18 protein-coding genes and 1 tRNA gene are annotated in these 19,216 nt (G+C 37.0%); 7 read left to right on the plus strand and 12 right to left on the minus strand.

Translation table 11 applies throughout. From position 1 onward, the window contains the following. Nucleotides 1-2: 2 nt before the first annotated feature. From IWC72_RS06160 to IWC72_RS06170, 3 genes are all read left to right on the plus strand, one after another. Nucleotides 3-956 (plus strand): PorP/SprF family type IX secretion system membrane protein, encoded by a 954-nt coding sequence (locus IWC72_RS06160; RefSeq protein ID WP_194525339.1) that lies wholly within the window; start codon nucleotides 3-5, stop codon nucleotides 954-956. Between the two features lie 104 nt (nucleotides 957-1,060). After that, nucleotides 1,061-1,423 (plus strand): dihydroneopterin aldolase, encoded by a 363-nt coding sequence (gene folB / locus IWC72_RS06165; RefSeq protein WP_194525340.1) that lies wholly within the window; start codon nucleotides 1,061-1,063, stop codon nucleotides 1,421-1,423. 146 nt (nucleotides 1,424-1,569) lie between these two features. Further along, a tRNA-Cys gene (locus tag IWC72_RS06170) sits at nucleotides 1,570-1,640 on the plus strand. Between the two features lie 83 nt (nucleotides 1,641-1,723). Here IWC72_RS06170 and IWC72_RS06175 read toward each other — a convergent pair. From IWC72_RS06175 to rnr, 3 genes are all read right to left on the minus strand, one after another. Further along, nucleotides 1,724-2,395: a LysE family translocator gene (locus IWC72_RS06175; protein WP_194525341.1), complete on the minus strand. Its 672-nt coding sequence runs from the start codon at nucleotides 2,393-2,395 to the stop codon at nucleotides 1,724-1,726. 120 nt (nucleotides 2,396-2,515) lie between these two features. Next, entirely contained in the window at nucleotides 2,516-3,196 is a 681-nt protein-coding gene (locus tag IWC72_RS06180; RefSeq protein WP_194529181.1) for a head GIN domain-containing protein, read from the minus strand. 56 nt (nucleotides 3,197-3,252) lie between these two features. Further along, nucleotides 3,253-5,445: a ribonuclease R gene (gene rnr, locus IWC72_RS06185; protein WP_194529182.1), complete on the minus strand. Its 2,193-nt coding sequence runs from the start codon at nucleotides 5,443-5,445 to the stop codon at nucleotides 3,253-3,255. Between the two features lie 651 nt (nucleotides 5,446-6,096). Between rnr and IWC72_RS06190 the strand changes: the two genes are divergently transcribed. From IWC72_RS06190 to IWC72_RS06200, 3 genes are all read left to right on the plus strand, one after another. Next, nucleotides 6,097-6,528: an RpiB/LacA/LacB family sugar-phosphate isomerase gene (locus IWC72_RS06190; RefSeq protein WP_194529183.1), complete on the plus strand. Its 432-nt coding sequence runs from the start codon at nucleotides 6,097-6,099 to the stop codon at nucleotides 6,526-6,528. A gap of 156 nt (nucleotides 6,529-6,684) precedes the next feature. Next, the gene (locus tag IWC72_RS06195) at nucleotides 6,685-7,596 is read left to right on the plus strand and encodes a cation diffusion facilitator family transporter (protein WP_194525345.1); all 912 of its coding nucleotides are present in this window, start codon (nucleotides 6,685-6,687) and stop codon (nucleotides 7,594-7,596) included. A 1-nt stretch (nucleotide 7,597) separates the two neighbouring features. Then, nucleotides 7,598-8,041 (plus strand): GNAT family N-acetyltransferase, encoded by a 444-nt coding sequence (locus IWC72_RS06200; RefSeq protein ID WP_194525346.1) that lies wholly within the window; start codon nucleotides 7,598-7,600, stop codon nucleotides 8,039-8,041. Nucleotides 8,042-8,165: 124 nt separating this feature from the next. Here IWC72_RS06200 and IWC72_RS06205 read toward each other — a convergent pair whose 3' ends face one another. From IWC72_RS06205 to dcm, 3 genes are all read right to left on the minus strand, one after another. Next, on the minus strand, nucleotides 8,166-8,540 hold the full coding sequence (locus IWC72_RS06205; RefSeq protein ID WP_038236721.1) for a hypothetical protein: 375 nt from the start codon (nucleotides 8,538-8,540) through the stop codon (nucleotides 8,166-8,168). 216 nt (nucleotides 8,541-8,756) lie between these two features. Continuing rightward, nucleotides 8,757-9,371: a hypothetical protein gene (locus IWC72_RS06210; RefSeq protein ID WP_194529184.1), complete on the minus strand. Its 615-nt coding sequence runs from the start codon at nucleotides 9,369-9,371 to the stop codon at nucleotides 8,757-8,759. A 29-nt stretch (nucleotides 9,372-9,400) separates the two neighbouring features. Further along, complete coding sequence (gene dcm / locus IWC72_RS06215; protein ID WP_194529185.1) at nucleotides 9,401-10,627, minus strand: DNA (cytosine-5-)-methyltransferase; 1,227 nt, start codon at nucleotides 10,625-10,627, stop codon at nucleotides 9,401-9,403. A gap of 58 nt (nucleotides 10,628-10,685) precedes the next feature. Between dcm and IWC72_RS06220 the strand changes: the two genes are divergently transcribed. Beyond that, nucleotides 10,686-11,879 carry a C40 family peptidase gene (locus IWC72_RS06220; RefSeq protein ID WP_226979505.1) on the plus strand — a complete coding sequence of 398 codons (1,194 nt, stop codon included), beginning with the start codon at nucleotides 10,686-10,688 and terminating at the stop codon, nucleotides 11,877-11,879. 135 nt (nucleotides 11,880-12,014) lie between these two features. On the opposite strand, the gene IWC72_RS06225 is transcribed toward IWC72_RS06220, so the two are convergent. From IWC72_RS06225 to IWC72_RS06250, 6 genes are all read right to left on the minus strand, one after another. Further along, a complete protein-coding gene (locus tag IWC72_RS06225) occupies nucleotides 12,015-12,473 on the minus strand; it encodes a hypothetical protein (protein ID WP_194529186.1) in 459 nt (152 codons plus the stop codon). A 186-nt stretch (nucleotides 12,474-12,659) separates the two neighbouring features. After that, entirely contained in the window at nucleotides 12,660-12,857 is a 198-nt protein-coding gene (locus IWC72_RS06230) for a fructosamine kinase family protein (protein WP_194529187.1), read from the minus strand. A gap of 11 nt (nucleotides 12,858-12,868) precedes the next feature. Next, a complete protein-coding gene (locus IWC72_RS06235) occupies nucleotides 12,869-13,441 on the minus strand; it encodes an REP-associated tyrosine transposase (RefSeq protein ID WP_194529188.1) in 573 nt (190 codons plus the stop codon). A gap of 117 nt (nucleotides 13,442-13,558) precedes the next feature. Continuing rightward, nucleotides 13,559-14,422 carry a fructosamine kinase family protein gene (locus IWC72_RS06240; RefSeq protein ID WP_194529189.1) on the minus strand — a complete coding sequence of 288 codons (864 nt, stop codon included), beginning with the start codon at nucleotides 14,420-14,422 and terminating at the stop codon, nucleotides 13,559-13,561. Nucleotides 14,423-14,455: 33 nt separating this feature from the next. Continuing rightward, nucleotides 14,456-16,585, minus strand: a complete 2,130-nt coding sequence (locus tag IWC72_RS06245; protein WP_194529190.1) for a pyrroloquinoline quinone-dependent dehydrogenase — start codon at nucleotides 16,583-16,585, stop codon at nucleotides 14,456-14,458. Between the two features lie 64 nt (nucleotides 16,586-16,649). Beyond that, nucleotides 16,650-19,073 (minus strand): glycoside hydrolase family 95 protein, encoded by a 2,424-nt coding sequence (locus IWC72_RS06250; RefSeq protein WP_194529191.1) that lies wholly within the window; start codon nucleotides 19,071-19,073, stop codon nucleotides 16,650-16,652. Between the last annotated feature and the right edge of the window lie 143 nt (nucleotides 19,074-19,216).

Consider the following 19,216-nt stretch of genomic DNA (forward strand, 5'->3'; position numbering starts at 1 on the left):
CCATGCGCAAATTCATATGGACCTTGCTGCTCTTATCGGGCATTATAACTGCGAGAGGTCAGGAGCTCAATTCGCCCCAACTTACTCAATATTTGGCAGATAACCCCTTTGTTCTATCTCCAGTGTATGCTGGTATAGGCGATCATGTAAAAATTAGACTTAATGGTCTTACACAGTGGGTGGGAATTAAAGATGCCCCGCAAACACAGTCTTTAGCAGCAGACATGCGTCTGGGTGAAAAATCAGGTATAGGGCTATTCCTGTATAATGATAAAAACGGATATACTAAACAACAAGGTGCGAGGGTTTCTTTCGCGCATCACTTAACCCTAGATAGATATGATGATGAATTTCTTTCATTTGGTCTTTCATACAATTTTAACCAGTTTAGAATAGACATTGATAAATTTGTGGATGCTAATCTTGATCCGGGTGTTATTAACAACCGTCAAACCAGCAATCATAACTTTGATGTAGGTGTGTTGTACCGGTATGGTAAATTTTATATAAGTGGAAATGCTTCTAACCTTTTAGGAAAAGATCCTAGTAGCTTTACATTTAATGCCGATGAGCCTAATGAGTTAAGAAACTATTATGTGTATACAGGATATCGTTATAGAAAAAATAAGAACAGTGATCTAGAAATAGAACCTTCTGTATTATTCAAAATGTTTGAAAGTGATGGTCGTTCTGAAACAGATTTAAACTTAAAATTTAGATGGTATAATTTTGAAGATTATTTCTATGCAGGTGTTAACTACCGTTTCTTAAATGATCAAATAGGTAGTCCCCTCTTTGTAGCCCCTTTTGCCGGTCTAAAGAAAAATAATTTCTATTTTGGATATTCGTATCAAATAATTCTTAACGAATTACTTACCTACAGTACAGGTACCCATGTAGTTACCATAGGTGTAGATTTATTTCAAGGTCTTAGTAACTGTCGTTGTACATACTAAAAAACAGAACTATTTTAAACATCAGTATAGCCTTAAAAATTACCTTTTAGCTTTCTATCTTTATTCCAGCTGTTTCAATTAAATTTGCAGAAATATATTTAATTTTGGATAAGGTTAAGGTTAGTAATATAAGGGTTTATGCCCACCATGGTTGCTTAGCGGAAGAAACCGCAATAGGGAGTGAATATTTGGTAAACGTGTCTGTTGATGCCGATTTGACCAAAGCATCAATTTCCGATAAATTAACTGATACAGTTGATTATGTTCATATCAACCATATTGTAAAGGAGGAAATGAAAATACCTTCTAAGCTTTTGGAACATATTGGTAAACGTATCATAGACCGTATTTTCTTAGAAATAGCAATCGTAAAAAAAGCAGAAGTTGAGGTTTCCAAAATAAACCCGCCTATTGGTGGTGATGTAGAGAAGGTAACTATTGTTTTAAAAGAAAAGCGAAAAAAGTAACCTTCTAAATATCTGAAATTACTATCTAAACATCTGCAAATCTTTACACTTACAAATTTTCTTACGAGCTATAATGAGCCAGTGTAAAAAAAAAGTAAAGTAAAAATAACATTTCCATCAAAAAAACTATCTTTGCACCTGCAAATGGCATCGTGGCCGAGTGGCTAGGCAGAGCTCTGCAAAAGCTTGTACAGCAGTTCGAATCTGCTCGATGCCTCAACAAAAAACCTTCGTAAATTACGAAGGTTTTTTTATTCCGCTATTTTCCATAACCCAAATAAAATAAGGGTTTATTTCATTTTACTGCAACTTTTCCATACGTTCAATTCCTTCTTCAATAGTAAACTGGTCTTTGGGTAAAAAACCTTTAACTATGAGTACAATACCACATATAACTAGAATAATACCAAGTCCTTTTTTTATCAAATAAATTCTTTGAACAGTGAGCTTTCGCTTTAATTGTTTCGCTAAAAGAATTTTAAAAATGTCCGTTACAAAATAAGCGCCTACCATTGTTGAAAAGAATACTACTATACGGTTAGGTTCATTATCTAAACTTGGACCTACAACAATAATAATACCTAACCAAAATACGAGAACACCAATATTGATAAAATTGAGTAAAAATCCTTTGATGAATAGGCCTAAATAATCACTTTTCTTAACTTTTATATGAGTTTCTACTTGCTTGGGAGGTTTTTTAAAAATAGTAGTAATACCATATACCAGAAGAATTACACCACCAAAGACATATAACCCTGGTTGATTACTTAAATTTTCTAAAAGTTGAAAACTACTAAAATAGGCAACAACAAGAAAAACCCCATCTGCTAGAATAACACCAAAATCAAAAACAATAGCAGCTCTAAAGCCTTTTATTGCACTGGTTTCTAAAAGCACAAAGAAAACAGGACCGATCATAAAACTTAATAAAAAGCCTAAAGGAACCGCTGCCTGAATGTCTTCCCACATGTGTTATTCTGCGTATTTCTGTTATTAGTTTGAGGAGAAATGGTAGTTATAAAACCTCTTGCACAGTTTTGTACTGCTTGGTATGCAAAGTTAAGAGATCGTAACCGGATACAAAACCAGTTACATTCGTGTTACGGTGCCACCAAATACAGTTTTTTCATCCATTTTTTTTGGATCACCATATACAAGTACCTCACCACCAGCCTTTACGGTTGCCTTTACATAATCCGAAGCAAAAATTTCTGCTCTAGACCCTGCATTAACATTAATAGTAGAAAATTTGGTTTTGAACTCTTTACCTTCGTAAATGCCTCCGGTATTAATAACAATATCTTGTAAGTTTGAAGAACCAATAGTAGAAATAATACCTCCTGTAACCGTCTTTATTAACATCTGTTCTACCTCGGCATTAATTTCTAATTCACCTCCTTCTTGAGCTTTTAATTCCAGTACTTCCTGTTTAATAGGTTCCTCAGAGGCTATCCGGGCATCTTCATTTACATCTATTACAATCAGATTTTCTGTATAATAGATTTCTACAAAGGTTCTATATCCACTAAAAATTTTACCTATTTGCATGCGTATTTTAAGCACACCATCATTATTAACAATGGCTACTTTATCTATATTCTCACCAGATATGACTGCTTTGTTCACATCAGCTTTAATAAGCGTCACAGAAAGACCGTCAAAAGCCTTAACCTCTGAGAATTTGGTTAGGTCTTGTGTCATCTTAGCGTCCTGGGCAAAACTAAATTGGAGCCCAAGTATACAAATGACAAGCAAAACGAACTTTTTCATAATGTACCTTTTAGGTTATTTTGATAGTTCAAAGACAAATTCCGTTCCAAAAACGACTATCCTTCATGCTTTCCCAATAAGGAGAAATCTAAATGACGTTTTACTAAATCGGAATTCTTTACCATAACTACAACTTCGTCACCCAATTGATAGGTTTTCTTTGTCTTTTCTCCTACAATTGCGTACTCCTTTTCGTCAAAGGTATAATAATCATCTTTTATATCACTGATCCGGACCATGCCCTCACACTTGTTCTCTATGATTTCAACATAAATACCCCATTCGGTAACACCACTAATAACCCCAACAAATTCTTGATCTTGATGGTCTTGCATGAACTTGATCTGCATGTATTTAATAGAATCACGTTCTGCACTTGAAGCTAAATACTCCATATCCGAAGAATGTTTACATTTCTGTTCATAAACTTCTTCTTTTGCCGAGGCGCCTCCATCTAAATAATGTTGTAATAACCTATGTACCATTACATCTGGGTATCTTCTAATAGGCGATGTAAAGTGACTATAGTAATCAAACGATAAACCATAATGTCCAATATTGTCTGTAGTATATATGGCTTTGCTCATACTACGAATAGTGAGCGTATCTACTAAGTTCTGTTCTTTTTTGCCTTTAACATCGCTCAAAAGCTGATTTAAAGACGCACTAATGGATTTTTTATCTTTAAAGTCTAACTTATGCCCGAACCTAGAAATAATACCGTTAAGGGCTATTAATTTATCTTCATTAGGATCATCGTGAATACGATAGATAAATGTCTTCTTTGGCTTCTGTTTTCCTATAAATTCTGCCACTTTTCTGTTAGCCAAAAGCATAAACTCTTCAACTAGCTTATTAGCATCTTTTGATTCTTTAAAGAATACACCAATAGGTTCACTATTTTCGTTTAGATTAAAACGTACTTCTACCTTATCAAAAGAAAGAGCACCTTCTTGCATACGTCTACCACGCATAATCTTAGCCATACGATCCATCTCTAAAGTAGCGTTCACTACATCTTCTGGAACGGTATATGCATCCTCACGAATAGAAATCTCTTTTGGAATACTGCCTTCATTAGTTTCTATAATATGCTGCGCTTCTTCATAAGCAAAACGTTCATTAGAATTTATTGCCGTCCTACCAAACCATTGGTTCTTGATATTCGCATCTTTATCCATCTCAAAAATGGCAGAAAAAGTATATTTTTCCTCATTAGGTCTTAACGAACAAGCATTGTTAGATAACACTTCTGGAAGCATAGGTACTACACGATCAACTAAATACACTGAGGTAGCTCTTTCATAAGCTTCATCATCCAAAATAGTATCAGGTACCAAATAATGAGAAACATCTGCAATATGAATACCTATTTCATAATTACCATTCTCTAACACTTCAAAAGAGAGGGCATCATCAAAATCTTTGGCATCTTTTGGATCAATGGTAAAGGTTAAAACCTCTCGCATATCTCTTCTTTTTGCTATTTCTTCTTCCTTAATAGAAGTATCAAGCGTGTCTGCGTAACGTTCTACTTCCGTAGGAAAGCTATATGGAAGACCATACTCTGCCAAAATAGCATGTATTTCAGTATTGTGTTCTCCTGGTTTTCCTAATACTTCAGTAATAATTCCAGTAGGAGAATCGTCTTTACTATCCCAATTAACAAGTTTAACTATGACCTTATCGCCATCATTAGCTCCATTTATATCATCCTTGGGAATAAAGAAATCTTTATACATTCTAAAATCGGTTGGGCGTACAAAAGCAAATGTCTTTTGTATATCTACAATACCAACAAATTCAGTCTTTTTACGTTCCAGAATATTAGCAATCTCACCCTCCAGTTTCTTACCTTTTCTCCTTGGAAATATATATACTTCTACAGTATCTCCATGAAAAGCTTTATTCACTTTATTGGCGTGAACAAAGACATCATCTTCCATACCTTCTATGACAACATAGGCATTACCACGCCCGGTAAGGTCAACAGTACCTGTTTGGTATTTTTTTGTAGAAGCCACAGCCATATAATTACCTCTGCCTTCTTCTTGTATTCTATTTTTTTCTTTAAGTTGCCCTAACCTTTTAATTAACTGGTTACGGTCTTGTGTATTATCTAGGCCAAGCTTAGCGGCTATTTGTTTATAATTGAAACTCTTTTTAGGATCTTTCTCTAATACAGTGAAGATTCCTTTTGTTATCTCGTTTGTTCTATGGTTACGAGCTTTCTTTTTGTTCTTTGACATTAACTATCTTTAATTTATACGGTAAATTACGAATTATAATTCATTACCTCTGTTATTGAACATCCTTGATCTAAATTCAAGGTTATCAACAACTATATTATAATCTGTTTTTCTTTTAAAATTTTAAAAAATAAAATGGTGGTTATTATAGTGTGTTAATAAGGCTTATAAAATTTTGAAGAAATAGTTGCTTTGAACCACTTTAATAAGTTGTTGACAATCTTTACAGTTATAATATATCATAAAATCAGGCCTGTAACGCAATTATTAATATGCGTTGATAAGTGATATCAACATAAATTATTTAATAAGTAAACGTAAATTTAGTGTTAACTACGTACAATAACATTTTGATAGTGTCTTATAAAAAGCGTAAAAATAATTTTCTCAATTAGCGATTAGTTTTGTAGAGTACTATTCCACCGAGAAATCAAAATTTATGATCTACTTTCTTTTGCAAGGTTATTAACAATATAAACACCTTTTAACAATAACAAATTAACAATGAACAAGTGTTTACATAAAACTAATGTTGTGAGGACTGTGTATGTTGTGGTGAAGTACTAGTATTTGTACCTTTGTAAACTATAAGAAGGTTTTATAGGGCTGTAAAACCGTATTTAAATAAAGGTTCTAACAAGATTACGTATAATGAAAATAGCTATTGGAAACGATCACGCAGGTACGGACTATAAATTAGCCATTGTAGGTTTATTGAAATCTATGAATATAGAGGTTAATAATTATGGAACGGATGGAACGGATAGTGTTGATTATGCAGATTTTGTTCACCCTGTTGCTTTAGATGTTGATAAAGGTGAAGTAAATTTTGGTATTATTATCTGTGGCAGTGGTAATGGTGCTTCTATGACAGCCAACAAACACCAGCAAGTACGTTGTGCTCTTTGTTGGACAAAAGAGATAGTTCAATTAAGCAGAGAACATAATGATGCCAATATCTTAAGTCTACCGGCTAGGTTTATTTCTTTATCCCAAGCTCTTGAAATGGTAAAGACATTTTTAAATACAGATTTTGAAGGTGGTAGACACGAAAGAAGAATAGAAAAAATTCCTTGTAAGTAAGTACTCAAAGCCTTACTTTTAGGCAGACCATAGCTTTTTTAGCACCTTAATATCCAACTATTTACAATACTTAAAATTTAAACCAATAACAGTATAAGGACTGCTATTGGTCGTTTTTACGTATCTATAATTTAAACCATTTATTTTCCATATGAAATGGGACATTCTCACGGACACGACCATGGTCATTCTAATTTAAAAGGAAGGAATTTAATTATATCCATCCTATTAAACATTCTAATTACGGTTGCTCAAGTAATTGGAGGTTTAATTTCTGGAAGTCTTTCATTACTTTCAGATGCGCTACATAATTTCAGTGATGTTCTTTCACTTATTATTAGCTATATAGCCACTTTATTGTCTAAAAGACAAGCTTCAACGAATAAGACTTTTGGTTATAAACGTGCCGAAATCATTGCCGCTTTTGTAAATGCAGCTACTTTAATTATGGTGGCACTTATATTGATTAAGGAAGCCTCGGAACGATTTTTTGAGCCACAAGCAATAGAATCTAACGTAGTTATATGGCTTTCATTATTAGGTATAGTAGCCAATGGTTTTAGCGTGCTCTTGCTTAAGAAAGATTCTAAGAGCAATATGAATATGAAATCAGCTTATTTACACTTGTTAACAGATATGTTGGCATCTGTGGCAGTGCTTATAGGCGGGTTGTTAATGAAATTCTATGAGGTATATTGGGTAGATGCGGCCTTGACCTTGGCTATTGCTATTTATTTGATTTTCGTAGGCTATGATTTATTAAAAGATTCAACACGCGTACTTATGCTTTTTACGCCAGATACCATTCATGTTAAACAGATAGTAGAAGAAGTATGTAAGATTACCTCTGTAAAAAATATTCATCACATTCATATTTGGCAGTTAAATGAAGATGAGGTGCACTTAGAGGCACATGTAGATTTTAATGAAGACATCAAACTTTCGGAGTTTGACAACATTCTTGATGAAATAGAAGAGGTTGTATATCACAAATTCGGAATCAATCACGTTACTATACAACCGGAACATGGAAAATGTGGTAGTAAACAAATAATAGTACAAGATTAATATGATAGAGATTAACGTAAAATCATTTGAGGCACTCACAAAACTAGAGCTTTACAATATACTTAAAATTAGAAGTGAGGTTTTTGTGGTTGAACAAGATTGTGTTTATCAAGATATTGATGATAAAGACCAAAAGGCATTTCATGTTATTGCCACTAAAAATGATGAAATAATTGCCTATACACGAATATTCAGATCTGGTGATTATTTTGATGAAGCCAGCATAGGTAGGGTAGTAGTAAAGGATTCCGAACGAAAGTATGGTTATGGAAAAGATATAATGAAAGCCTCAATTGTTGCAGTCGAAGAGCATTTTAATGAAAAAGTAATTAAAGTTTCTGCCCAGTTATATTTAGAACGCTTTTATCACACCTTAGGTTTTGACCAAGAAGGAGATGGGTATCTAGAAGATGGAATACCACATATAGGTATGGTAAAAAAATAAGGCCCGTGTTTAACGAACCTTTTATTTTTTTTGATGAATAGCAAACTACCACGAGGCATCAAAAGTGATACACCTTGATTTCGAGACAAGCCTCGGAGCATTTAATCTCGATTATCGAGTAAAATTATATACGAATAGGTTCTTTGTTAGTAAGGTTAATATCTTCCAACATATTGTCAGTAAACTTGTAATGCCCCTTGGTAGTTATTATTCTAAACCTATTGGAGTTCATTCTACTTAAGGTATCCAAGAAAAGCCACTTGGTTTTTAGAAGTCTAGGTTTAGACGATTTCAGGCTAATTTCAAAGTAATATTTTCTTCCATTTTTTAGTGCTACTATGTCCGGCGTAATTTTGGAATCTGTACCTTTTCTAACATAGGATTTTGGAGTATCATACCCCTCAATATCCGCTTTGATATCTTCGAAACCAGTGGCTTCAAGATGGTTGATTGACTTCTCTAAAAATTCCTGATTTTCTGACTTTTCTGTTCTTACCATAAAGAATAAGATAAATAAAAAAATAAGAATAACAAATTTTTAACGTTGATTAACAGCATTTTAAGAACCGACCACCCAGTTTGTTGGTCATTATTTGTTTCAATAATTTGTTTTTTTTGTACGGATAAAATGCAATATTCTATCGCTCTAAGTATATGCCAGTCAACATTTCAGGTTAAATATAAATTTTACAGACTAAGCAGTCTGTAGAAACTATTAAGCTAATCTTTTGGCAATACCTGTTTCTTCTAAAAAATCCAGTTTCAGAATGAGGTTTAATGGTCTTTCAGCTTTATTTTTAGTGGATGCGTACAGATATCCTTCTTTCCTGTAGTGCAATTCATCAATCTTAATTTTACCATGCATATTTTTATTTGGTAAAACGTATTTTTTTAAGGTTGATGAGGTAATATTTCTCTCGACTAAAAAAGCCAATAATTTTTGCCGATTCACCAATGTAATTTTACATGAAGTAAATACATCTGGAGCATCCGAGTAAATAGAAGTTATTAACGCGTAGAATTCTGTTTTTTTTGATGTATCAAATAACCAACCTTCTTTTAATGTTCCGTCCTTTTCATAACTTAGTTCAAAGGCAAAAGTGGGTAGGTTTTCATTTATGTAGTCAAGCTGGGCTTTTTCGTCAATAGTATATTTTCTGCCATGGTCCTTATGTGTAAAAATCAGATCTATACCTTCCATCTGTTGTTTGATTTCAAAGACGCGGTCAAAAGAATATTGCTTTAGATATTGATGGTAATAGCGATCTAACAAAACACACAGCTTTTGCTCCCTTTCCAAATCTGACTTAAAATTACTTTTAAGGGGCATAGTACGGTTGTTGGTTTTAAGCAGAAGAACTAAACCTGAATTTTAGCGGCTAGGGCTTCGGCAATTTTTTCTACTACGCCTACCACAAGGGCATTTCCCATGAAAAAGGCGCGTTTGGTATCACTTATACCTTCTAATAACGTATGATTATCAGGAAACATATTTAAACGCTCTAATTCAACCGGTGTTAAACGCCGTAGTCCCTTTTGAGATTGTATTACATGTTTAAAACGAGATGGTGATTTTCCACCTTCCCCTGTAATAATAGTTCTTGAAGCATTGTCCAGAGCATCTGGAAAAATCATTCCGCCTTCACTGTAATTGTATGTGAATCCGGTTTTGGCAGTCCGCACCTCTTTTTTGGCGCCCTTTAAGTATTCCCATTTAGGGAAATCCTCCTCTGGAATATAAAATTCTTCGGTTACCTCGCCGTTTTGAAGCACATCGCCTAAAACAGCACGTTTCCCTGCATAACTGGATTCTGTTTTTACGGTGAATACCTTACCATTTATAAACACACCAGAGTTTTGAAACGGAGATAACTTTTCACCTAAATTAAAGTTATCGGAGATATGAACTAAATCACCTTCAATCTTAAAAGAACTAGGTTTTTGAGTGGTTTGCTGTACAGGTAATGCTGAAGCAATAGTCCCCAATGATAGCACCCAATCAGCAGGGTTGGCCTTTTTCAAAGATTTATAAAGGGGAGTTGATTTATGATATCCCAAGAAAAAGATGCGTCTTCGCCGTTGTGGCATACCGTAATCTGCGGCATTAATAACCCGCCATTCTACGGCATAACCCAAATCATCAAGACTTTTTAACATAATAGCAAAATCACGCCCACGTTGGGCAGAAGGTGATTTCAACAAACGGTCTACATTTTCAAGAAATAAGTATTTGGGCGGATTCTTCTTTTCCGAGAGTATTTTATGAATACTCCACCACAGCACACCTTTTTTACCAATAAGGCCTTTGGAGTTCTGTAATGTAGTAGCTACGGAGTAATCTTGACACGGAAATCCGCCAACCAGCACATCCGCATCGGGAATGGTTTGGGTTTCTACTTCCGCAATATCTTGGTTACTGTGGTTTTCTTTTCCAAAATTGGCTTCGTACACTAAAGAAGCATGTTGCGCTTTGGTAGAAGGCTCCCATTGGTTGCTCCAGACTACCTCATATTGTCCTGTTTTTTCCAATCCGAGGCGAAATCCTCCTACGCCTGCGAAAAGTTCTATTGCCTTGAGTTTGCTCATTTGCGATAAAATTACATAATTTCACTATGGCAAAGTAAATTGGTTAATAGATTTAAAAATGAAGCAATATAAGTTAGGAAGTTTGATCACTGTTTTTTTAGTACTGCTTATGATTTCGTGTACCAAACAGAGCGAGAAAGAGGCGAAGTTATTGGAGAGCATTTCAGAGGTAAAAAAACAATATGCACCAGACAAAAGAACCGCTCTTTTTGATATTCATACTTTTATAAATACAGAAAAGTATATTTTAATAGGTGAAAGTAATATTCCGGAAGCAGTAGCGCTTTTGAAAACCAAGCTGGATGCCGAGAACATCATGTATGAGAGCAGAATAAAAATATTACCCTCTGAAGATTTGGAGGGCAAGACCCATGCGGTTGTCAATATTTCTGTAGCCAACCTTAGAAGTGAACCCAAACATTCTGCAGAATTGGCCACACAGGCAACTTTGGGGACTCCGGTAAAGGTTTTGAAGAAAGAAGAAAATTGGTATTACATTCAAACTCCCGATAAATACCTTTCTTGGGTTAATGTAGGTGGAATTGTTTTAATGGATGACACTCAGGCCCAAAATTGGAAAAGCACAACAAAACTCATCTACACACAAACTGCGGGATATTCATATCAAGATACTCAGGTAATGCAGCGTGTTTCTGATTTGGTAGCAGGAGATATAATTGAAATGACGGGCGAAACCGATGATTTTTTTGAAGTGCAGTACCCAGATGGCCGTAAAGCGGTGGTTAGAAAGGAAGAGTCAGAACCCTACGGTGCCTGGTTAGAAAAATTAGAACCTACCCAAGAGAGCCTTGTAACAACTTCAAAAACACTTATGGGAGTTCCATATTTATGGGGAGGAACCTCAACCAAAGGCATGGATTGTAGCGGATTTACCAAAACCATCTTTTTCCTTAACGGAATGGTTATTCCCAGAGATGCCTCGCAACAGGTACATACGGGCAAAGCCATTGATTCGGTCAAAAATTTTGACCACTTGCAAAAAGGCGATTTATTGTTCTTTGGAAGAAAAGCAACCGACTCCACAGCGGAGAAAGTAGTGCACGTTGGTATGTGGATCGGGAACAATGAGTTTATACATGCCTCAGAAATGGTACGCATAAGCAGTATGAACCCTAATGCCGATAACTATGACGAGCATAACCATAACCGCTATTTGCGCTCAAAACGCATCTTAAAGGAAAATGATGATGTTTTGATCAGCTTGGTTAAAAATCCTGTTTTTAAGGATTAAGGTAAATCTATTCGTCTTTAGTAAGGTGCACCCGCTTTCCAAAAGGGATTTATTGTACCCTAAAGGAATCAGTAAAAGAGCCCTTACCGGCGCTTTCCAGGGATGTTTTTATTTATTCAATTAATTTTTGGGCATTTAGAATCTCGCATGTTTTGAGAGTTTTGCAATATCGAAAATTAACTTTTCAAATGAATCCTGATTCCAAAATCTAGGATGCATAAATCCGTGAGCAACGCTATTTCGATTATCTCCAGTATCGGTTGGGTCAGATTGTGAGAAATAGGACTTTATTTCTGGTAAAATTTCAACAAATTCTGGGTTACTATCTTTATTTTCCTCAATCGCTAAATAGATTAATTTAGTACCGACTTTTCTATATTTTTTCAACTTTCCGTCCGTATTGACTAATTCTCTGCCATATTCACTTGTTGTCGACCTAATTAATTCTTCTAAATATGAATACGCAAAAGGAGTTAATATAGAAAAGGACTCCGGAAAAGACAGGTAAACTTTTTTAAGTACTATCCAATCCGGTCCCCAATTCCATAGATGAGTATGGTTGTAAATTTCGTCAAATGCGTCATTTAATTCCATCAAAGTTTTCTTTAGTTTAAGCTCAAGACATAAATACAAGTATGTTATTCTATAAGAAAAATATAAAAAAAATCGTTTCTACATCAGGTGATATATTGTAGATTAAACTTGTTTATTGACCCTGCTACCGCAAGCATCACGCTCCTTTCTGTTTCAAAATACTTCAAGGGAAATGACAGAAGAATCTTAAAAATACCGTTGCAATATTTCCGTAACCGAAGTTTTATAAGAACTTCCAAAAAGGTTTAAATGCACTAAGATATAGTAAAGCTGGTAAATATCTATTCGTTCTTTTTCATTACCAATTGGTGCAAAATGTTCTTGATAGGCATTATAGAAAGAAGCCTCCGCTAGCGCAAGCATCATGCTTGTGCCGTCAAACATTTGCCTTAAGCCTATTTGTCTAGCATACCCAATATAATACCTTCATTATCAATTTTCAATACGGTGTCATCATCTGCATAATTTCTCGCACTGCTGTATTTCCAATCTACAGGATTAGTAACAAAACCAGCCTGTACAGGGTTGTTATGTATATAGTCTATTTTTTGTTTTATAACCTTATTACTCCATAGTTCAATAGGCTTATTGTGTTGCTGCCAGAACTGTTTTTCATTCACATTACTTTTCTTTTTCCCAGCTCTTTTCATCATCCAAAGCATCCACTCTTTTCTGCTTTCTTGTGGATTATCTTCAATTTCCTTAATCAGCTTTCTTGCTGTGAAACCCTTAAAGTCCCTAAGTAGACCGGAAGGGTCGTCATTATTGGATCTGAAAACCAAATGTATATGGCTTGACATGAAACAATAAGCGAAGACTTCCATGCCTTTTTCTTTTCTACAATAGGTTATGCTTTCTTCTAGAATTGAGAAATATTCTTGTCTCGTAAATATATCCATCCAGTATACCGTAGCGAAGCTTACAAAGTAGGCTGAGGTCGGGTTATTAAACTTATATTTTCTACTCATTGTTTGTTTGCTCTTATTCTGTTTACTCTAAACGACACGAGCGAGACGCTCGCGCTAGCAAAGCACTTTGTAATCGAGAGTAATCTACTAATCAGGTATTTAAATGTAAGTAAAAACTTAAAAATACCGTTGCAATATTTCCGTAACCGAAGCTTTATAAGAACTTCCAAATAGGTTTAAATGCACTAAGAGATAGTAAAGTTGGTAGATATCCGTTCGTTCTTTTTTATTACCAATTGGCGCAAAATGTTCTTGATAGGCATTATAGAAAGAAGCATCAAAACCTCCAAATAATTGTGTCATGGCCAAATCTACTTCATGATGACCAAAATACACCGCTGGGTCTATTAAATAAGGGGTTCCATTTGTCGCTATTAGATAGTTTCCGCTCCATAAATCGCCATGTACTAAAGATGGTTTTGTGTTCGGAAATAAATTTTTACAGTTTTGCAATAGCTTACTTTTCGTAGGGATTTCGTTATTATTAAGCTTACCTGCCACTTTTGCCAGTTGCAATTGGGGCGCCAGTCGTTCTTGAACAAAGAAATCGGCCCATTCCAGATGATTGGAATTGGACTGCTCAAGATTGCCAATATAATTGTCCGTGGAAAACCCAAATTTGTTTTGGGTCGTATGGTGGTGTAGGGCTGCCAGTTGATGGCCCAAAAGTTCGAAGTCGGTTTCTGAAGGGCGTTTGGCTTCAATATAATCCATCACCAAAAAACCGCCTTTTTCTAAGGGTTCACAGAGTAAAATATTGGGTACGCTTATCGTTTTGGATTGGGCAATGGCTTGTAAACCCAATTTTTCGGCCTTAAACAGCTCATAGCCATTTTCTCCTCGGTTTATCTTACAAAAGAAACGTTCGGTTTCTGTTTCCAACAAATAGGCTTCGGAAATATCACCTCCAGAAACGGGTTGAATATCTTGAATATTCACACAAAGTAGATAGGCTATATGTTCCTTTAAGTCTTTATCCACGGTACTAAGTGTATGACATTAACAATGTCTTTTTCAATCCAATGAAAAAGCAATAATGGTATTCCCCTTTTCGGTTCCTAATTTTCCACCACCACAGGCTAGAGCAATAAATTGCTTTCCGTTTACTTCATATAAGGCAGGTGTTGCAAAGGCTGGGGCAGGTAGTTTATATTCCCACAATTTGGCTCCGGTATGTTTGTCGAAAACCCTAAAATAACCGTCGCGGGTAGCAGCTATAAACAGGAGTCCGTTTTCCGTAATTACAGGACCTCCGTAGTTTTCTGTTCCTGTTCCGGTGATGCCTTTTTCCAAGAGTTCCGGGGATTCGCCCAAAACAATAGACCAAATATACTTTCCGGTATTTAAATTGATGGCATGCATTGTCCCCCATGGCGGGTCTATGGCGGGCAGGCCATTTTTATCCAGAAACTTGGTGTAACCTAGATGTTTGTAAGGCGTGCGGTATCCTTTTTCGGAATTCATATTTTCCGCAACGTTATGTTTAATTTCCTGATTGAACAGAAAACGAATAAGTGCATCTTTTTCTTTCTGTTTTAATTGTGGAAAACCCGTCATCATCCCTTTCCCGTTTGCAATGATAGAAGAGATTTCATCTCTAGATTTACGGAGTTCAATATCTACCAATGAAGGAAATCCACTTGCGGCCAGTCCTTTTCTATCCGTTTGATGACAACTTACGCAATATTGGGTATAGGTAGCCTCGCCCAAAGGCAAGGTTTCTAGCTTGGTGTCGTTTACGCCCATTTGCATAATCCAGGGCATCTCGTTGGAATTCACATAAATAATTCCTTCTTCGGGGTCGGCCGCTGTCCCGCCCCATTCCGCTGCTCCATCGTAACCGGGTAAAAGTAAGACAGGCTCTAAACTTGGTGGAGCATAGATGCGTTTGTCCAGTTTACTTAGAATGGCTTTAAGGGAATCCGGGTTTTCCGCATATGGACTCACATTGTTTTCTGTGATGTTTGTGGATTGGCGTGCAAAAGGTTTCGGTTTTACGGGAATGGGTTGGGTGGGCCAAGTCTCCTCACCGTTCAAATTAGACGATGGTACAGGAACTTCTTCGATATCAAAAAGGGGTTCGCCCGTTTTTCGGTCAAAAACATACACATAACCTTGTTTGGTAACCTGAGCTACGGCAGCAATTTTTTCACCTTCTCGCTCTACCATCAAAAGATTGGGCGGGGCAGGAGGGTCACGGTCCCATAAATCATGATGTGTAAATTGAAAGTGCCATAGCCTTTTGCCCGTATTCGCATCCAAAGCCAACAGGCAGTCAGAATAAAGGTTGCTTCCTTTTCGGGCTCCCCCATAAAAATCTGGCGCGGCGGAACCTATAGGCGCATAAATGATTTCCAGTTCTTCGTCTACCGCCATACCGGCCCAATTGTTAGCCGCGCCCACCTCATCACTTAAATAGGCATTTTCTTCCCACGTATCATAGCCTTCCTCCTCAGGATGCGGAATGGTATGAAAAACCCATTCTACGGCACCTGTAATGACGTTGAACGCCATAAGATTTCCAGGAGCGGCACCAGAACCTTCCGAGAGCCTAAGGGGCATTACAATTAGGTTTTTGAAAATGGTTCCGGGCGTATTGGATATTACGAACTTCTCCCGTGCACTTTCGGGCATTCCTGAACGCAGGTCTATTTTACCGTTATCGCCAAAAGTGGATATGGGCTTTCCCGTTAGGGCATCCAAAGCAAAAAGATGAGGTCCGCGTGTACAGAGAATCCGCTTGTCATCGCCCTGTTCCCAATAGGACACTCCTCTACTGGTAGAATGCCAAACTTGTATGGAATCGCCAAACTGCCAAATTTCCTTACCCGTTTTGGCATTTAAAGCTACCACTCTGAGTGCTGCGGTAACCCCGTAAAGTATACTATCTACCACCAAGGGGTTCATCTGCATCTGGCCCCAATCTGCCGCTTCATATGTCCAGGCCACTTTTAGGTCTTTTACATTGTCCTTGGTAAACTCGGAAAGGGTGGAGTAGTGACTACGGCCCGGGTCGCCCAAATAGGAGGACCATGTGGTATAGGCCTTATTTACCGGTTCTTGTTTTGAATCTGATTGACAACTAAAAAGCACAATACCCAGAACAGTGCATAACACGGGTAAAACTAATTTTTTTGAAAACATATAGGAGAAAGTATAGCTTTCCTAAATGTAGGCAAAAACTGAAAACTAGGGTGTAATCAAATTTCTACCAATCTAACTCTACTGTTTCATTGGGTTTTAGAGTAATCTTTTTCTGTTTACTTCCGTGTTTTAAAACGGTAGCTCCTCCGGTAACGGAATGTATTTTTACTTTAGTTGGTACTTTGTTGCTCCAAGTAATGGCAATTTCAAAATTTCCACGGGCTTTTAGACCTTCAACGGAGCCATTGGCCCACACATCTGGTAAAGCAGGTAAAAGCTGAATCTCTTTCAAAGAGGACTGTACCAACATTTCTACAACTGCAGCGGCACCACCAAAATTCCCGTCAATTTGGAAGGGCGGGTGTGCATCAAACAAGTTGGGATACGTTCCGCCTCCTTTTTCATAAGAAGCCCGTACACCATCTGGGGCAACATAACGCAACAGTTCACGATATTGTTTGTACGCTCGGTTTCCATCTAACAATCTAGCCCAAAGATTAATGCGCCATCCTTTTGACCAGCCAGTAGTTTCATCGCCCTTAATGTTTAAAGTGGTCCTTGTAGCATCTGCCAATTCCGGTGTTTTTTCCGGACTGATATGATGCCCAGGGTACAAGCCGTACAAGTGTGACTGGTGACGGTGTTTGGGATCTACGTCTTTCCAGTCATGGTACCATTCTTGTAAATTTCCTTTTTTTCCTACTTGGTACGGATATAGTTTGGCAAGCGCCTTTTCTAGTCGAGTTCTGAATTCCACATCGGTTTTTAGGGTTTCTGACGCTGCTATAGTCTGTTGAAAGCATTCCCTAATCATGGCAAGGTCGGATGTTGAACCGTACAAGGTTGCACCTTCATATCCGTCTGGAGTAATAAATTTATTTTCGGGTGATGTTCCAGGGGAAGTCACCAAATTTCCTTTTTCATCTTCCACGAGCCATTCCAAACAAAACTCTGCCGCTCCTTTCAGCAGGGGGTAGGCTTTATCCTGTAGAAAATCCAGATCTTGAGAAAACGTATAGTGTTCCCATAAATGCGAGCTTAACCAGGTTCCGCCCATATTCCAGTTGGCCCAATTGATTCCACCTTCACCAAAGTCGCCCACAGGATTACTCATTGCCCAAATATCCGAGTTATGGCATGCGGCCCATCCACCGGCAGCGTAAAAGGTTTTGGCGGTTACTTTACCTGTTTTGGCTATATTTTCTATAAAGCCCAACATAGGCTGGTGCATTTCGGAAAGATTCGCGTTCTCTGCTAACCAATAGTTTTCTTCGGCATTGATGTTTAAAGTGTAATTACTGCTCCATGGCGGTCTTATGTACGGATTCCAAATACCCTGTAAGTTGGCAGGCACATTTGGTGTTCTAGAACTGGAAATCAGCAAATACCGCCCATATTGAAAATAGAGTACTTCCAGGTTTTTGTCTTCTTCGCCTTTAGCATAGCGCTTTAAGCGTTCGTCTGTAGGCAGGTCTTCCGCAGTAGTTTTTCCCAGGTCTAAATGCACTCGGTTAAAATATTTTTGATGGTCTTTAAGGTGGTTGTTCAATATGGCATCAAAAGATTTTGAGTTTGCTTTTGATAGTTGTGAGGCAGCAATGGCTTTATGGTCTGCACCTTCGGTAGCGGGGTTTTTATCAAAACCGTTGAAACTCGTGGCTATGGAAATATAGATAACAGCTTCCGTAGCATTTTTTAAGGCAACCGATTTGTCTGTGCTTACCAATTCTCCGTCCGTATTCTGTATTTTAAAAAGCGAAGTAAAACGTGTACCTCTATTAGGGTCAAACTGAACTGGGTTCGGGATTTTACCGCGGTAACTGGGTTCTACATGATAAGGGGCGTAACCGCTTACTTCTAGAGTAGATTCGTTACTCGTAACCTCATATTTAAGCAAACTGTTAAATCCAATATTAAAATTAAGCGCTCCTTTTTTACTGCTCTTTAGTCGGATGACCATGGTTTGCGCTTCATGGGAAATAAGATACTCACGAGTAAAAGTTACGCCATCTACTTCATAGGTTACGGTAGAAAGCGCTTTTTCTAATTCAAGCTGACGGTTGTAGGAGATGGGCTGGTTCTTATGTTCAAAATTTAAGTATACGGTACCTAAAGGCATGTAGGATTGAGAGAAGCTTCCCTGTAGTTTGGTTTGTAAAGAATCTGCCAGTTTATAATTTTCGTTTTTTAGCGCTTCGCGGATTTCTGGAACGTTTTTATATGCTTCCGGACTCATGTTTGGGTCCACAGGTTCGCCGCTCCAAAGTGTAGCATCGTTTAAATAAATAGAATCGGTAGCAACACCGCCAAAAATTGATGCTCCTGCCTTTCCGTTTCCTATTACCAAAGTTTCTTCAAAATGTTCGGCCGGCCGGTCAAACCAAAGTGAATTTGAAGATTGTGAAGAGAGAAGGTTTACTGAGACCAAGGTAAATAATATGGATAGTACAAATACTTTTTTTAGCAAACTAATGAACGGCTTTATCATGAAAATAGAAGTATGTAAAATTAGACGGCAGCAAGATAGCGGCAATTAGTAAACGACAATGGTATTATTTTTTCTAAATTAGAGCAAATTTCAACCTAAACGGCCCTATTTGTCAAGTTAGGATGAAAAATGACAAAAAAAAT

Source organism: Zobellia roscoffensis (assembly GCF_015330165.1).
Classification (GTDB): Bacteria; Bacteroidota; Bacteroidia; order Flavobacteriales; family Flavobacteriaceae; genus Zobellia; species Zobellia roscoffensis.

Coding starts and splice junctions, on each gene's coding strand:
- IWC72_RS06190 (WP_194529183.1), top strand. CDS start 6,097: ATGAAAATAGCTATTGGAAACGATCACGCAGGTACGGACTATAAATTA.
- IWC72_RS06220 (WP_226979505.1), top strand. CDS start 10,686: ATGAAGCAATATAAGTTAGGAAGTTTGATCACTGTTTTTTTAGTACTG.
- IWC72_RS06230 (WP_194529187.1), bottom strand. CDS start 12,857: ATGTTTGACGGCACAAGCATGATGCTTGCGCTAGCGGAGGCTTCTTTC.
- IWC72_RS06200 (WP_194525346.1), top strand. CDS start 7,598: ATGATAGAGATTAACGTAAAATCATTTGAGGCACTCACAAAACTAGAG.
- IWC72_RS06250 (WP_194529191.1), bottom strand. CDS start 19,073: ATGATAAAGCCGTTCATTAGTTTGCTAAAAAAAGTATTTGTACTATCC.
- IWC72_RS06205 (WP_038236721.1), bottom strand. CDS start 8,540: ATGGTAAGAACAGAAAAGTCAGAAAATCAGGAATTTTTAGAGAAGTCA.
- IWC72_RS06195 (WP_194525345.1), top strand. CDS start 6,685: ATGGGACATTCTCACGGACACGACCATGGTCATTCTAATTTAAAAGGA.
- rnr (WP_194529182.1), bottom strand. CDS start 5,445: ATGTCAAAGAACAAAAAGAAAGCTCGTAACCATAGAACAAACGAGATA.
- IWC72_RS06160 (WP_194525339.1), top strand. CDS start 3: ATGCGCAAATTCATATGGACCTTGCTGCTCTTATCGGGCATTATAACT.
- IWC72_RS06210 (WP_194529184.1), bottom strand. CDS start 9,371: ATGCCCCTTAAAAGTAATTTTAAGTCAGATTTGGAAAGGGAGCAAAAG.
- dcm (WP_194529185.1), bottom strand. CDS start 10,627: ATGAGCAAACTCAAGGCAATAGAACTTTTCGCAGGCGTAGGAGGATTT.
- IWC72_RS06225 (WP_194529186.1), bottom strand. CDS start 12,473: ATGGAATTAAATGACGCATTTGACGAAATTTACAACCATACTCATCTA.
- IWC72_RS06245 (WP_194529190.1), bottom strand. CDS start 16,585: ATGTTTTCAAAAAAATTAGTTTTACCCGTGTTATGCACTGTTCTGGGT.
- IWC72_RS06180 (WP_194529181.1), bottom strand. CDS start 3,196: ATGAAAAAGTTCGTTTTGCTTGTCATTTGTATACTTGGGCTCCAATTT.
- IWC72_RS06235 (WP_194529188.1), bottom strand. CDS start 13,441: ATGAGTAGAAAATATAAGTTTAATAACCCGACCTCAGCCTACTTTGTA.
- IWC72_RS06175 (WP_194525341.1), bottom strand. CDS start 2,395: ATGTGGGAAGACATTCAGGCAGCGGTTCCTTTAGGCTTTTTATTAAGT.